This is a genomic window from Xenorhabdus anantnagensis (assembly GCF_028598555.1).
GTDB classification, from domain to species: Bacteria; Pseudomonadota; Gammaproteobacteria; order Enterobacterales; family Enterobacteriaceae; genus Xenorhabdus; species Xenorhabdus anantnagensis.
In genome coordinates this window covers 54,983-70,510 of record NZ_JAQRFN010000009.1, presented here as the reverse complement: position 1 = coordinate 70,510, position 15,528 = coordinate 54,983, and the positions used below count along the sequence as shown (strand labels likewise).

General features: G+C 45.5%; 13 protein-coding genes. 2 read left to right on the top strand and 11 right to left on the bottom strand.

Features of this window, described 5'->3' with window-relative positions; translation table 11 throughout:
- Window positions 1-25 precede the first annotated feature (25 nt).
- The 5 genes from rnr to hflK form a co-directional block, all read right to left on the bottom strand.
- Window positions 26-2,509, bottom strand: coding sequence for a ribonuclease R (rnr, locus tag PSI14_RS08870; protein WP_273575573.1), 2,484 nt, complete (start codon window positions 2,507-2,509; stop codon window positions 26-28).
- A 44-nt stretch (window positions 2,510-2,553) separates the two neighbouring features.
- The gene (nsrR, locus tag PSI14_RS08865) at window positions 2,554-2,973 is read right to left on the bottom strand and encodes a nitric oxide-sensing transcriptional repressor NsrR (RefSeq protein WP_273575572.1); all 420 of its coding nucleotides are present in this window, start codon (window positions 2,971-2,973) and stop codon (window positions 2,554-2,556) included.
- Window positions 2,974-3,265: 292 nt separating this feature from the next.
- Window positions 3,266-4,564 carry an adenylosuccinate synthase gene (locus PSI14_RS08860; RefSeq protein ID WP_273575571.1) on the bottom strand — a complete coding sequence of 433 codons (1,299 nt, stop codon included), beginning with the start codon at window positions 4,562-4,564 and terminating at the stop codon, window positions 3,266-3,268.
- A gap of 257 nt (window positions 4,565-4,821) precedes the next feature.
- On the bottom strand, window positions 4,822-5,826 hold the full coding sequence (hflC, locus tag PSI14_RS08855; RefSeq protein WP_273575570.1) for a protease modulator HflC: 1,005 nt from the start codon (window positions 5,824-5,826) through the stop codon (window positions 4,822-4,824).
- 2 nt (window positions 5,827-5,828) lie between these two features.
- Window positions 5,829-7,040 carry an FtsH protease activity modulator HflK gene (gene hflK, locus PSI14_RS08850; protein WP_273575569.1) on the bottom strand — a complete coding sequence of 404 codons (1,212 nt, stop codon included), beginning with the start codon at window positions 7,038-7,040 and terminating at the stop codon, window positions 5,829-5,831.
- A 40-nt stretch (window positions 7,041-7,080) separates the two neighbouring features.
- On the opposite strand from hflK, the gene PSI14_RS08845 reads away from it, so the two are divergent.
- Entirely contained in the window at window positions 7,081-7,302 is a 222-nt protein-coding gene (locus PSI14_RS08845; protein ID WP_273575568.1) for a hypothetical protein, read from the top strand.
- Window positions 7,303-7,361: 59 nt separating this feature from the next.
- Here PSI14_RS08845 and hflX read toward each other — a convergent pair whose 3' ends face one another.
- From hflX to tsaE, 6 genes are all read right to left on the bottom strand, one after another.
- Window positions 7,362-8,642: a ribosome rescue GTPase HflX gene (hflX, locus tag PSI14_RS08840; RefSeq protein WP_273575567.1), complete on the bottom strand. Its 1,281-nt coding sequence runs from the start codon at window positions 8,640-8,642 to the stop codon at window positions 7,362-7,364.
- Between the two features lie 97 nt (window positions 8,643-8,739).
- Complete coding sequence (gene hfq / locus PSI14_RS08835) at window positions 8,740-9,042, bottom strand: RNA chaperone Hfq (RefSeq protein WP_273575566.1); 303 nt, start codon at window positions 9,040-9,042, stop codon at window positions 8,740-8,742.
- Between the two features lie 107 nt (window positions 9,043-9,149).
- Complete coding sequence (miaA, locus tag PSI14_RS08830) at window positions 9,150-10,091, bottom strand: tRNA (adenosine(37)-N6)-dimethylallyltransferase MiaA (RefSeq protein WP_273575565.1); 942 nt, start codon at window positions 10,089-10,091, stop codon at window positions 9,150-9,152.
- Window positions 10,084-12,027 carry a DNA mismatch repair endonuclease MutL gene (gene mutL, locus PSI14_RS08825; protein ID WP_273575564.1) on the bottom strand — a complete coding sequence of 648 codons (1,944 nt, stop codon included), beginning with the start codon at window positions 12,025-12,027 and terminating at the stop codon, window positions 10,084-10,086. Before mutL ends, miaA begins: the two co-directional genes overlap by 8 nt.
- A gap of 116 nt (window positions 12,028-12,143) precedes the next feature.
- A complete protein-coding gene (amiB, locus tag PSI14_RS08820; protein ID WP_273575563.1) occupies window positions 12,144-13,484 on the bottom strand; it encodes an N-acetylmuramoyl-L-alanine amidase AmiB in 1,341 nt (446 codons plus the stop codon).
- A gap of 14 nt (window positions 13,485-13,498) precedes the next feature.
- Entirely contained in the window at window positions 13,499-13,963 is a 465-nt protein-coding gene (gene tsaE, locus PSI14_RS08815) for a tRNA (adenosine(37)-N6)-threonylcarbamoyltransferase complex ATPase subunit type 1 TsaE (protein WP_273575562.1), read from the bottom strand.
- A 206-nt stretch (window positions 13,964-14,169) separates the two neighbouring features.
- On the opposite strand from tsaE, the gene queG reads away from it, so the two are divergent.
- Window positions 14,170-15,327: a tRNA epoxyqueuosine(34) reductase QueG gene (gene queG, locus PSI14_RS08810; RefSeq protein ID WP_273575561.1), complete on the top strand. Its 1,158-nt coding sequence runs from the start codon at window positions 14,170-14,172 to the stop codon at window positions 15,325-15,327.
- The last annotated feature ends 201 nt before the right edge of the window (window positions 15,328-15,528 follow it).

Sequence of the window (15,528 nt, the reverse complement as noted above, 5' to 3'; positions counted from 1 at the left end):
TTTATGGACTGATCTTTACTGATAATTACTCTGCGCTTTTTTTCGCACGTTTCGCTTTCAGTTTTGCCGTAATTCTCTTAGTTTTACTTGATGGTTTTTTCTTTTTGCCTTGATTAGAATTACTTGGCTTAGACTCTTTAGGCTTTTCCGCACTTTTCTTTTTACGGAAACCGCTATCTGGCTCAAAATTGGCTGATTTTTTATGATCACGGCCTTTTTTGCCATTTTTACGCTCTGGCGTACTTTTTTTCGCCTTATCACGGGATGTCTTACCCTGATTACGCGCTTTACGAGTCGTTGAAAGCAAGGCAAAATCGATATTACGCTCATCCATGTGAACCGCTTCCACACGGATCTCCACCTCATCACCGAGGCGATAAGTTTGCCCGGAAGATTCACCAATTAAGCGCTGACCAACATTATCATATCGGTAATAATCGTTATCCAACTTAGAAACATGCACCAAGCCGTCAATGAACAGATCATTCAAGCGAACAAAAAAACCAAAGCCTGTTACGCTGGTAATCAATCCGGTGAAAACATTACCTACCTGATCTTGCATGAAATCACATTTCAGCCAGTCTGCCACATCCCTTGTCGCTTCATCAGCACGACGCTCGGTCATGGAGCAATGGTTACCCAATTGCAACATGTGTTCCATGTCGTTGTGCCACCCCCCAGTTGGGGTCCAGCAATGCTCAGCAGCACTATTTTTTTGTGCTAGTTCTTTTTGTGCCAGCTCTTCTTGAGCCAATAAGTACTTGATAGCCCGATGCAGAGCCAAATCAGGATAGCGGCGGATTGGCGAAGTGAAGTGAGAGTAAGAGCGCAATGCCAAACCAAAGTGTCCCCGATTTTCCGGTTCGTAGATCGCCTGCTTCATAGAACGCAACAACATGGTTTGCAGTAATTCGCGATCCGGCCTGTCGGCAACTTCTTTCATTAATTGCGCATAATCTTTCGGTTCTGGCGTCATGCCACCCAACAAGCTCAGCCCTAACTCGTTGAAAACCGAACGCAGGTTCAGAATACTCTCTTCTTTTGGTCGATCATGGATACGATATAACGCGGGTTCATGGTGTTTTTCAACAAAACGAGCGGCCGCAATATTCGCCAAAATCATACACTCTTCGATAAGTTTATGCGCATCGTTGCGTACAACAGGTTCAATGCGATCAATGCGACGCTCTGCATTAAAGATGAACTTGGCTTCTTCTGATTCAAATGAAATGGCCCCACGCTGTTCACGTGCCTGTTCCAGTGCCTGATAAAGCTCATGCAGATGCTCAATATGCTTCACCAACGGCTTGTAGTGATCACGCAACTCTTGATCGCCCTGCAAAATCTTCCAAACTTTTGTATAGGTCAAACGAGCATGTGAATTCATCACTGCTTCGTAAAACTTATAGGAAGATAGTTTGCCCTGAGCAGAAATGGTCATTTCGCATACCATACACAGGCGATCAACTTCTGGATTGAGGGAACACAATCCATTAGACAGCACTTCCGGCAGCATAGGTACAACTTGGGACGGGAAATAGACCGAGTTACCACGGCTGCATGCTTCTGTATCCAAAGCCGTTTGGGGGCGAACATAGTAACTGACATCCGCAATCGCTACCCACAACCGCCAACCACCACCACGTTTTCTTTCGCAAAATACCGCATCATCGAAATCACGGGCATCCTCGCCATCGATTGTTACCAGCGGTAATTCACGTAAATCCACACGGCCTTGTTTGGCAGATTCCGGCACATTTTCATCCAAATCAGCGACCTGTTCTTCTACCATTGGCGGCCAGCTATGTGGAATTTCATGGGTACGCAGCGCAATTTCAACCGCCATGCTCGTTCCCATGGTTTCGCCCAGTACTTCAACAATTTTACCGATGGCTTTTGTGCGGCGAGTCGGGCGATTTGTTAATTCAACCACCACGACATTACCCATTCTTGCTCCGCAGATTGCTTCTTTTGGGATCAAGATATCGAAACACAGGCGGCTATCATCAGGAACAACAAACCCCATGCCAGCGTCTATAAAGTACCGACCAACAATCTGGCTGCATTTGGGTTCCAAAACCCGCACGATACGCACTTCAATGCGGCCTTTTCTGTCTGGTTGCAAAGGCTGCGCCAGTACAACATCCCCATGGATCGCCATTTTCATCTGTTCGGCGGACAGGTAAAAATCTTCTTTGTGGCCTTCCACTCGCAGAAAACCATAGCCATCACGGTGTCCAATCACCGTGCCTTTCAATAAATCCAGCCGCTCTGGCAACGCGTAACATTGACGACGGGTAAAAACCAGTTGCCCATCGCGTTCCATTGCCCGCAAACGACGGCGCAATGCTTCTTGTGCATCTGGAGTGGTTAATTGAAGTTCTTGTGCTAATTCCTGACGGCTTACCGGAGCGGTGTATTTAGAAATGATATCCAAGATGTATTCACGGCTTGGGATAGGAGATTCGTATTTTTCAGCCTCTCGTTCCTGAAAAGGATCTTTTGACATCGTCATTCCTCTGTTGTCATCAGCAAGCTGTTTATCCCCTTGCTTCACTTAACCAAAAGCAATTGATAAAGGGGACGATTGTCTTTGACCATATCGGCCAAAGTATGTTTATCCAACTCTTCCAAAAAATTTTCTACCGCTTGATTCAAGACTGATTTTAAGCGACATGCAGGCGTGATTTGACAGGCACTACAGTTAACCAATGAAAGCGGTTCCAATGAGCGAACCACATCACCAATTCTGATCTCGTTGGCAGGTTTACCTAAACTGATGCCGCCATTTTTTCCTCTGACAGCATTCACCAATCCTAAGTGACTAAGTTGATTGATGATTTTTACCATATGGTTACGTGAGACACCATAAACTTCAGTAACCTCTGTAATACTCGTCATTTGGCCTTCTGGTAAAGAAGCCATATAAATCAAGGCACGTAATCCATAGTCGGTAAAACTGGTTAACTGCACACTCACCTCAGGGAGACTGAATATAACGGAATTTATTTGGAACCAAAAAATATATGTTTATTGGTTTTCGTTAGTTACTCATCATTATGTGGGTATTTTAAAAATTAAGCAAAACAGGAGACTCGCTTATTTATCTCTTATTACTTTGTTTTAATAACTAAAAAGCTTTAATAATTAAAAAGCTTTAATAACTAAAAGAATAAAAATACCTCAGGCAAACCAAGGTAATTGCCTAAAAACAAAAACCGGGCATTAGGCCCGGTTATGTATACTTAAAAGATTAAATTATCAATTAAGCATCAAATGGATCACGCAGAATCATGGTTTCTGCACGATCTGGACCTGTAGAAATAATATCAACAGGAACACCGGTCAGCTCTTCTACACGTTTGATGTAATCCAATGCAGCTTGCGGCAATTGGCTGTGATCTTTCACACCAAATGTACTTTCATCCCAACCTGACAGAGTTTCATAAACTGCTTCAAGACCTTCCCAGTTCTCTGCTGCCAGTGGCGTCGTGTCAATGACAGAGCCATCAGCCTGACGGTAGCCAACGCAGATTTTCACTTCTTTCAGGCCATCCAGCACGTCCAGTTTAGTCATGCAGAAGCCAGACAGAGAGTTGATTTGGATCGCACGACGGATAGCAACGATATCCAACCAACCAGTACGACGGCTACGACCTGTGGTTGCACCAAATTCTTGACCTTTCTCACGCAGGTATTCACCTGTTTCATCAAACAGCTCAGTTGGGAATGGGCCGGCACCAACACGGGTGGAATAGGCTTTAATGATTCCCAATACGTAGTCAACGTAACGTGGACCCAGACCGGAACCCGTTGCAACGCCACCCGCAGTGGTATTAGAAGAAGTTACATAAGGATAAGTACCGTGGTCAATATCCAACAGCGTACCCTGAGCTCCTTCAAACATCACCAGCTCACCTTTCTGAGTTGCTTTGTAGAGCAGGTCAGAAACGTCAACTACCATGCCAGTCAGGATATCGGCAACAGCCAAAATGTCATCCAATGTCTTCTGGTAATCAACAGCAGGTTCTTTGTAGTAGTTAACTAATTGGAAGTTGTGGTAATCGATGATTTCTTTTAGTTTGACAGCGAAAGTTTCTTTATCAAACAGATCGCCAACACGCAGACCACGACGTGCGACTTTATCTTCATATGCAGGGCCGATACCACGGCCTGTTGTACCAATCGCCTTGGCACCACGCGCTTTTTCGCGGGCGTTATCCAATGCAACATGGTAAGGCAGGATCAGCGGACAAGCTTCAGAAATAAGCAGGCGTTCACGTACAGGAACCCCACGTGATTCAAGCTCTTTCATCTCTTTCATCAAAGCATCTGGTGCTAAAACGACCCCATTTGCGATAATGCTAATGACATTTTCACGTAAGATCCCAGATGGGATTAAGTGGAGAACGGTTTTTTCACCGTTGATGACTAGTGTATGGCCCGCGTTGTGGCCCCCTTGATAACGAACTACGTATTTAGCTCGTTCAGTCAGCAAGTCGACGATTTTACCCTTGCCCTCGTCACCCCATTGGGTGCCCAATACGACAACGTTCTTACCCATTTCAAAAGTTCACTCGGTTGCTTAAAAATGGATTCTACCATCTCATTTAGCACCTTTCAGTATTTTTTGTCACTTCTGTTATTTCGTTTAGCCATATAAACGAGCTGCCAAGTAAATATTGGGAATGGGAAGAGTATACAAAAAAGCCACTATATGTTTTTTTACAGTGGCTTAGGAGACGACCAGACACGCTGGCCGCTGTAGTTTTATTTTCTGTCAATTAGCGTGACTAAAGGCTATTTGCCTGTCAAAACCACTTAATTATTCGCATGATGAAGCTGCTTAGATGGCTCTTTCATATAACGGAAGAAATCGTTATTTGGACTGAGTACCATCACATCATTATTCTTAAAGCTCTTCTCGTAAGCACGCAAGCTACGGATAAATGCGTAGAACTCAGGATCCTGATTGAACGCATCAGCAAATAGTTTAGTGGCTTCTGCATCACCTTCACCACGTAAAGCCAATGCCTGACTCTGTGCTTCTGCCCTGATTTCAGTTGCTTTTTTATCTGCGGTCGCTTTGATCTTCTCAGCTTCTTCCAAGCCTTCTGAACGCAGGAGACGAGCTTCTGCTTCACGGTCAGCACTCATACGCTGGTAAATGGATTCTGAAATTTCCTGTGGCAGGTTGATCTGTTTGATACGAACGTCAACAACCTCAATACCTAACGCAGCCATGCTGCTTGGGTTAATGTCTGGTTGCTTACTTTTCGTCTCTTTTTCAACCAAAGCAGCAGCAGAAGCGATCGCACTATCGACATCCGTTGTTCCACCGTCTTCATAGGTTCCCTGATTCAGAGCATTGCGCACATCTGTAGTTAAAGTACCGCGGGAATCGGTCACAATACCTTTTACATTAAGACGACCAATTTCAGAACGCAAACGGTCACTGAATTTACGTCTCAGCAATATTTCTGCTCGAGAAATATCACCGTTACCTGTTGCCAGATAGTAACGACTGAAATCGTTAATGCGCCACTTCAAGTAGGAGTCAACGATCAGGTCTTTATTTTCACGTGTCAGGAAACGGTCAGCCTTGATATCCATAGTTTGGATACGGGCATCAAGTGTTTTAACTGTTTCCATGAACGGAATTTTAAAATGCAGGCCCGGATCATAAATGACCGGCTTATTCTCTGCGTCACGTACAACTTTACTAAAACGCAGTACAATGCCACGCTCGCCTTCTTTCACAATAAAGATTGATGAATAGAGAACAACCAATACCGCGATAATCGCAACAATTAATGAATTACGCATAATTATGGCCTCCCTACTCTAGTCGTATCATCACGCGAGTTATTGCTACTGTTATAAGTATTCGATTCCGGTCGTTGTGTCGATTGACTTTGATGAATCACCTTCTTGATCGCCGCGCTATTGGATGCTTTTTGCTGCACTTGTGCCTGATCGTTCACTGCTTGATCTAATGGCAACAACAGCACGTTGTTACTCTTCTCGTTTGCAATGATTTTACGTGTAGTGCTCAACACTCGCTCCATCGTCTCAATATACAGACGTTCGCGAGTAATCTCAGGGGCTGCCTTATACTCAGGCAAGATTTTGGCAAAACTCGCCACTTCACCCTTAGCATTCAATACAGAACTAACTTTATATGCTCTGGCATCTTCAATAATACGCTGTGCTTCACCGTTCGCTTTAGGTAGTACTTCGTTTTCATAAGCCCGGGCTTCACGAATGGTTTGCTGCTTTTGTTCACGTGCGGCAATTACATCATCGAATGCAACCTTAACTTCTTCTGGCGGACGAGCAGTCTGGAAGTTTACATCGACTACGGTAATACCCATATTGTATGGACGGATAGTTTCTTCCAGTACCTTCTGAGTATCGTTACGAACAACAGTACGTCCTTCCGTCAGATTTGTTTCCATCGTGTGTTTGCCAACAACACCGCGTACAGCACTGTCTGTAGCTTGACGAAGACTATTATCGGGATTGGTAACATTGAAGAGATAAGCTGCCGGATCAGTAACACGGTATTGAACGTTCATTTCAGCCACTACAACGTTTTCATCTGAAGTCAGCATGGCACCAGATGTTGCCAGATCGCGAACAGACTCAACGTTAACGGCACGCACTTGATCGATAAACGTCATTTTCCAGTTCAAGCCAGGTTGAACAACGTGACTGAATTTACCCAATCGGGTAACCACGCCCCGTTCTGTTTCTTTAATCGTATAGAAACCACTTACAACCCAAACAACAACTGCAGCAGCAACGGCAAGACCAATAAGGCGCCCGCCAAATTTAGAGTTCTGTTCAGAACCATCCCCACCTTTGTTTCTACCGAGACCACCGAGTTTTTGGCTCAGTTTACGGAACAGATCGTCGAGATCAGTTGCCCCGCGGTTACTACCACCTTTATTATTGCCGCTGGAGTTGCCGCCATTATTATTGCTGCTTCCCCACGGGTCGCGGTCCTGTCCGTTATTACCGGGCTGATTCCACGCCATGTTTTAGCTCCACTTTTTAGTTTTTACTGGTTTTTCAGAGGTGACTGCTCTCCACCCAAATGTGGGTGAGGCTTCCCACTTCACAGGCCGTTGCCTGCCCCTGACAGGTATGACAGCGGCCTCCGTGGGCAGAAACGACGAACTTCATCGTTTTTATAAGCAACCAATATTATTGGGTGATACCTTTGACAGTGCTAATCCTGTCACTGCAATTCTGGCACAGTCATTTCACCACTGCCATTTCATCTCTGTTACTCTATAAATAAGTACCCTGAAATGGCGGATAAAATGATACCTTGTTTGTTGTCTTGCGCCAATCAATCAGACAACATAGTCTGGCAAATTAGGTTCTTGTTTACACAAACGACACCAATCGACCATTGGCATCCTGACTTCAACACCAACCTGACCATCGTCTTCCATCCATTCGCGCTCAATGGCCTGAAGCTGATAAAAACGGCTGCGCAGACGCCCAGCTTCAGGTGGAAGATGCAATTTATAGTGCGCTATTTCACCTGCAAGACGCTCGGTCAATGCTTGCAGCAACAGAGGAATACCTTCACCGGTTTGTGCCGATAACCACACTCTGATCGGACGATTTTCTTCATCACGATCAATGCGGGGAATAAAATCTTCCAACATATCGATTTTATTCATCACCAGTAACGAAGGGATCTCGTGAGATTCAATCTCTTCAAGGACACTGTCAACAGCGATAATGTTTTCATCAAGACGATTATCTGCCGCATCAACAACATGCAGCAACAATCTCGCCTGCCGGGTTTCCTGCAAAGTCGCCTTGAACGCAGCCACCAAATCATGAGGCAAATGGCGGATAAAACCTACTGTATCAGCCAGAACAACCGCACCAACATCATTCACGTCTATCCGGCGCAGTGTCGGATCCAGAGTAGCAAAAAGCTGGTCAGCCGCATAAACTTCAGCTGAAGTTATTTTATTAAATAGGCTGGATTTCCCTGCATTAGTGTAACCGACAAGAGAAACTGTTGGGATATCGGCTTTATTGCGTGCCTGACGCCCCTGTTCACGCTGTTTCTCTACTTTGTTGAGACGTCCCAAAATCTGCTTGATTTTGTCACGCAACATACGGCGGTCACTTTCTAACTGGGTTTCTCCAGGTCCACGCAGCCCGATTCCCCCTTTTTGGCGTTCAAGGTGAGTCCAGCCCCGAATCAGACGGGTGGACAGGTGACGCAATTGTGCCAATTCGACTTGTAACTTGCCTTCGTGCGTTCTTGCTCGCTGGGCAAAAATATCCAGAATCACTCCCGTGCGATCAACGACACGGCATTGGCACAAGCGCTCAAGATTACGTTCCTGAGCAGGGCTAAGGGCATGGTTAAATAACACCACATCTGCACCACTGTTTTTGACAGCTTCAGCAATTTCCTCTGCCTTACCCTCTCCGACAAAATATTTCGGATGAGGCGCCTTCCGGCTTCCCGTTATAATCTGCACAGGAGAAACATTTGCGGAAGTCACCAATGACTCGAATTCACTGAGATTTTCCGTATCTTTTTCCTGTGAGAAGAAAACATGCACCAGAACGGCTAACTCTCCGCCTTCATAACGATCAAACAACGGTGCAACCCCTCAGGCTAAGTAAAAACCCAATAAGAAAAAACATAGGTAAAGTCTCCCTACCTATGTTTTATTTACGTCAGGTATGGTCGCTGATTTACTCAGCGCCATCACTTTCCTGTTGTGCTGCTGTGCTAGCGCCAGCATGATAATTTCCAACTCCAGTCGGCGCACCCTGATTGTTACCATGATGAGATACCGGACGGGAAGGCACAACAGTCGAGATGGCGTGTTTATAAACCATCTGGCTAACCGTGTTTTTCAGTAAAATGACAAATTGGTCAAAAGATTCAATCTGACCCTGCAATTTGATGCCGTTGACCAAATAAATAGAAACCGGGACCCTTTCACGCCGTAAAGCGTTCAGGAATGGATCTTGCAAAGATTGCCCCTTAGCCATTCTATATTTTCCTTATATTTTGTTTTTAACTAAGAACCGATTGGTTCGAAAAAGTAACTACTCAAAAATGATACTTTGTACTGATCAATTGTACACAATCAATGAATTTATGTACTAATAACCTTCATGACTGTATTTAGGGCTTGTTTAGGTTGGTCGCTATCCAACCAGGTCACATTGCTCCAACTTCTGAGCCACGTGATCTGACGCTTCGCCAATTGGCGTGTCGCACAGATACCACGATAAACCATCTCATCATGAGATATTTCGCCCGCAAGATAAGACCACATCTGACGATAACCAACACAACGAATGGAGGGTAAATCTGTATGCAAATCCTTACGAGCATAAAGCGCTTTCACTTCATCTTCAAACCCTGATTTGATCATTTGTTCAAAACGAGCCGCGATACGCTGATGCAATATTTCACGATTTGCTGGCGCGATCGCAAATTGATGAACCCTGTAAGGCAGCACTTCCCCAGATATTTCAGTCAATTCAGTTAAAGTTTTACCCGAAATCCGAAAAACTTCCAGTGCACGAGTAAGACGTTGTGGGTCATTAGGGTGAATTCTTGCAGCAGAAACTGGATCAATTTCCTGTAATTGCCGATGCAATGCGTCCCACCCAAGTTCCGCAGCCTGCTGCTCAATCTGAACCCTAATTTCTGGATCTGCGGAAGGCAAAGGCGATAATCCTTCCAGCAATGCTTTGAAATATAGCATGGTTCCACCAACCAAGAGTGGAATTCTCCCAGCGGCTGTGATTTCTGCCATTTCTTGCAATGCATCACGGCGAAAATCAGCCGCAGAATAAACGCCGGCAGGATCAAGAACATCGATCAAACGATGAGGTGCCAATGCCTGCTCTTCTGCGGAAGGTTTTGCTGTCCCAATATCCATTCCACGATAAATCAACGCAGAATCAACGCTGATTAATTCAACCGGAAGATGCTGGCGCAAGGCGATCGATAATGCCGTTTTCCCGGAGGCCGTCGGCCCCATAATAAAAATGGCTGTCGGCAGATGTTGAGTTTTTAAATCACTCATGATTAAGAAGTGCCACCACTGCTTGTAGATCAATTAACTGTAATAACCCATCCGGTGGCGATCCCACCAGTTGAGGGCAAAGACGCTCGACATCAGCCAAAAGCTGGACGGCTTGCGCGATGTTCCACGTTTCATGCTCGCTACCCACGTGACGGGAAAGCCAAATAGCAACTTGCTCAGCAGAAGCCGCTGGTTGTTCCCCGAGATAGCCCAACAGATCCGGCAAGAGTTTCGGCAGGTTCTGTTGGCGCAGAGGCAACGATACCGCATGAATGGTTACTTTTCCATGCGCGACTGTCGATTCAATACCAAAAGTCTTTAACAGGTCACTATTCTGCTTCAAAACGTTCATTTCTGACTGATTGAGAGCAAGTTTCAGTGGGATCAATAGCGGCTGGGATTTTAGCCCTTGTTCCCCCGGCGTCAGTTGTGCCTGTTTCAACCAGCGTTCAGCCACTGGCAGAGAAAGCAGCCCAACTCCCACAGAGGATTCGATTAAGGCATAACAACCTGCATAGATACACAATACTTTTCCGAAACTGTATTTTCCCTGCCCTGCTTGCATTGATGCAGTAAGGGCAGATGCAGCCGTGACAGATACCGGATTGGAAGTCGGCGCGCTCGGTGACGGAGAAATTCTTTCCGATTTAGGTGTATCTTTTCCCAGAAGAGTGCTTTCCCGTTTATCGTTCTCTGGAAATAACGGACGTTTTTCTTCTGGTGAGGAATGCATCAACTTCTGGTATAACTCACCCTGCTTTTTCTGGTAGTTTTCCCCATGATGCGTGTGCTGTGTGCCACCATGGTGACGTGAAGAGGCTGTATCTGCCTGCACTACACGATTGCGGAGAAAATGGTTCTCTCCTGCAGAAGGACGATTTTCCGGCACCCAGCTCGCAGCAGTCTCTTGACAGCCAAGCTCCAACGTATCTCCCGCTCCGCGTTGTTTAAGTACCGCAGCCACTCCTTGGTAAATAAAATCATGAACCAAGCGAGCCTGATGGAAACGCACTTCATGTTTGGCTGGATGCACATTGACATCCACTTGGTGCGGATCGATTTCGAGATACAAAACATAAGCAGGCTGTTGTTCACCCTGAATCAAGTCCTGATAAGCTTGACGAATCGCATGATTAATCAGGCGATCCCGCATCATACGTCCATTAACATAACAATATTGAATATCGCTGATTGCCGTGGCACTCACAGGATCAACAATCCAGCCCTTAATGCACAAGGAATCATGCTGCCATGACAACGCCAACGCCTGCTGTACAAATGCTGCCCCACAAATGGCTGCCAAGCGTCGTTCATGCTGAGACTCATCTTTAGCAGGACGATACTGGCGCACCAATTTTCCATTGTGATTCAGATTGATGGCGATATCCAACCGTGCCAGAGCTATCCGGCGCACCACTTCATCAATATGACCAAATTCCGTTTTTTCCGTTCTCAGAAATTTTCGGCGGGCAGGGGTGTTATAAAACAGATCCAACACTTCAACCGTTGTCCCAACAGGATGAGCGGCGGGTTTCACCGTGACTTCCATATCACGGCCTTCTGCATAGGATTGCCACGCTTCGGTCTGGCTTTCAGGGCGGGAAGTTAATGTCAGCCTTGAAACAGAGCTGATACTAGCCAGAGCCTCCCCACGAAACCCCATACTGACAATCGCTTCCAAATCATCCAATGAAGCTATTTTACTGGTTGCATGGCGCGCTAATGCCAGAGTCAAATCCTGCTGGCTAATGCCACAACCATTATCGCGGATCCGAATCAGCTTTGCGCCACCCCGTTCAATATCAATGTCAATGCGGGTTGCACCGGCATCAAGGCTATTTTCCACCAATTCTTTCACTACAGAAGCAGGGCGTTCAACCACTTCACCGGCAGCAATCTGGTTTGCCAATTGTGGGGGTAATATCTTGATAGCCATATTTAACCTTACTTACAATTTAGAGCCTATCGCAATTTAGAACCTATCGAGCCTATTTTGACCGACATATATTGGTTACTTTGGCACAGACTATTTATCTCAGTGCAGCCTGCTATTTATCTCGGCGCAGCCTGTAATGGGTTAGCCAGAAAATAGTGACGTAGTCCCAAATGAATGGCTTGTGCCAATTTTTCCTGATACTGGTTGGAACCCAATAACCCTTCTTCAGACAAATTACTAATAAAACCTGTTTCGACTAAAATGGACGGGATATCCGGCGAGCGCAGCACACCAAGGCTTGCGTGTTCTGGTGTACGCTTATGCAGGGAACCTATTTTGGATAACTGGTTCAAGACTTGCATGGCAACGTCATAACCAACTCGTTGGGAATGCCCAAATTGCAAATCCAACACCGCCTGACTCAGATAAGGATCAGTGCCATTGGCGAGGGCATTTCCCGCACCTCCCAATAATTCCGATTGCTTCTCATGCTGCTCCAGCCAGTTCCCCAATTCACTGTTTGCACGACGGTTAGAGAGCACCCAGACAGAAGCACCTCTGGCGCTGCGGTTGGGGGCTGCATCCGCATGAATCGAGACCAGCATATTGGCTTTATGCTTACGGGCAACTTCAGAACGCCCAGCCACAGAGACAAAATAATCGCCATTTCGCGTCAATACAGGCGTAAACATGGGATCATTGCGTAAAAGGGCTTCCAATTTACGGGCAACGCTACTAGTGACGTTTTTCTCTCTCAGCCCTCGTTGCCCAATCGCACCAGGATCTTGTCCACCATGCCCCGCATCAATGGCGATAACAACCGTACGGGGTCCTCTTTCTTTCGCAGCTTGAGTCAGCTGTTTTTTTGCACCTTGCTCATGGCGATTAGAGACTGGCTTAGTTTCTTTTCCTGTTTCTTTTCCCGTCATTGACGCATTACTTGTAAGTAACCACTTACTTTCACTTTGTGATACGTGTTTATTGGATACAGATGAGTTTATCCCTGCGCCATTGGCTTTCAGCGTCATTACTACTTGCGATTTATTACCAACATGTTTCACCGTGGAAGTGGTCGTGGCCTTATGTGCCAATTCCAGCACCAGCCGCTGATGATGAGCATCAGGTGACTGGCTGGAACGTACAAGTTTTACCAGATTCCGATCAGATAAACGCATCGGCAACCCAGAAATTTTACTGGCTTGGCGAATGTCCACCACCACTCGTTCAGGAGAATGCAAAGGAAAGAATCGATAATCAGGATACCCGCCAACGAATTCCAACGTCACTACGGTCTCAGATGGACCATTACTCACATGAATATTCGACAACGTAGCCGCTGATGCTGCTGCCATGACCAACGGGTTCAACATGAAAAACAAAACACAGGCCATCACCCAACGGGCACGCCAATTTTTTATCACATTCACGAAAATATTCACGAAAAAGGCATTCATCATGGTCGGGTATTCCTTCATAAGGACTTCAAATTATCCAACAGATTTTCACCATATTCAGATAACGCAACAAAACAAGCCTGTCGCCCTTCACTGTCATAACTCAAGTGCAACTCAATATCAGCGTCAGGCAAAACACCCGCCCCCTGCTGAGGCCACTCCACCAAACAAATGGAGTCCTGATGAAAATAATCACGTATCCCCATAAATTCCAGCTCTTCAGGATCAGCCAGACGGTAAAGATCGAAATGATAGACAGGCCGTGGTTGTAAGGTATAAGGCTCGACTAGCGTATAAGTTGGGCTTTTCACATGCCCCTGATGGCCGAGAGCTTGTAAGAAACCACGACTGAACGTAGTTTTCCCCGCGCCAAGATCGCCGTACAAATAAATAACATAGCCGCGATCGCCAACTGCCGCCACTGCATTACCTAATGCGACTGTGGCATCTTCATTTGGAAGTGATAAAACGAGTTCTTTCATCGAAAAATATCTATTTTGATTTATTGAATTAGAGACTAATCAGGCAGACATATCAGTTAAATAGCTTAACCAATAACCATAACATAATTCAGACATTACCATTTAGCATCTTCTACACCGCCGTAACGGCCACATACCACATTTTTTGTATTCAACCCCCACTGTGTTAAGCTAAATGCCCTCTTTCAGCAGTAATTTGATATCCCATGACAACCCCCCTCGATCTGAATCTTCTAGCAACAAATATCAAGCAATGGGGCCTTTCCCTTGGCTTCCAGCAAGTCGGCATCTGTGACACCGATTTATCGGCAGAAGAGCCGAGACTACAGGAATGGCTTGATAAGCAATATCATGGCGAAATGGACTGGATGGCGCGTCACGGCATGATGCGTGCACGCCCTCATGAACTTCTGCCGGGAACTTTGCGGGTTATCAGTATACGCATGAATTATCTGCCCGCTAAGGCCGCGTTTGCCAGTACACTTAACAATCCGCACATGGGTTATGTCAGCCGCTATTCGCTGGGCAGAGATTACCATAAACTGCTGCGTCAGCGTCTCAAAAAACTGGGTGACAAGATTCAAGAATATTGTGACACTCATGAATATCAGGGAACTCTGAATTTTCGTCCTTTTGTCGATTCCGCCCCTATTATGGAACGCCCACTCGCAGAAAAAGCAGGGCTTGGATGGGTTGGTAAACACTCACTTATATTGAACCGTGAATCAGGCTCCTGGTTTTTCCTGGGCGAATTGCTGATTAACCTTCCCCTACCTATTGATGCTCCACAAGATGAGCAATGTGGACGCTGTGTAGCCTGTATGACAACTTGCCCAACGGGCGCTATTGTCGAGCCTTACACTGTTGATGCCCGACGCTGTATTTCTTATCTGACCATTGAATTGGAAGGTGCCATTCCGGAAGAATTTCGTCCACTGATGGGCAACCGGATTTATGGCTGTGATGATTGCCAGCTTATTTGCCCCTGGAACCGTTTTTCTCAATTAACGGATGAAGCCGACTTCAGCCCACGTGCAGCACTGCATACTCCTGAGCTACTGGATCTATTCAATTGGAGTGAGGAAAAGTTCCTGCGTATCACAGAAGGCTCAGCAATTCGCCGTATTGGATATTTACGCTGGCTACGCAACATTTCCGTCGCGTTGGGCAATGCGCCGTATCAAGCTGATATCGTGTTGGTATTGGAAAAAAGAATGGGTTTAAGTGAAGTTTTGGATGAACATATCCACTGGGCTATAGCTCAACAAATGGCTCGCCGAAATGCTAATACAATTGAAGTTCAAACCTCACAACAAAAACGATTGATACGAGCAATAACCAAAGGATTACCGCGAGATGCTTAATAATCAATCAGCTTAATTTATTGTCAAAAAAATCTTTTATCTCCTTGTGAATAAAATAGAAATACTTTTCTAACCAACTAAAAAACAGAAAATGAACATTGATAATAATATTTTAAAATCAGATCAATTATTTCAATTAATCAATAAGTTAAGTTTTAACTATTATTTTAATACATAAGTTAGAGAAGCCAAATACGAAAT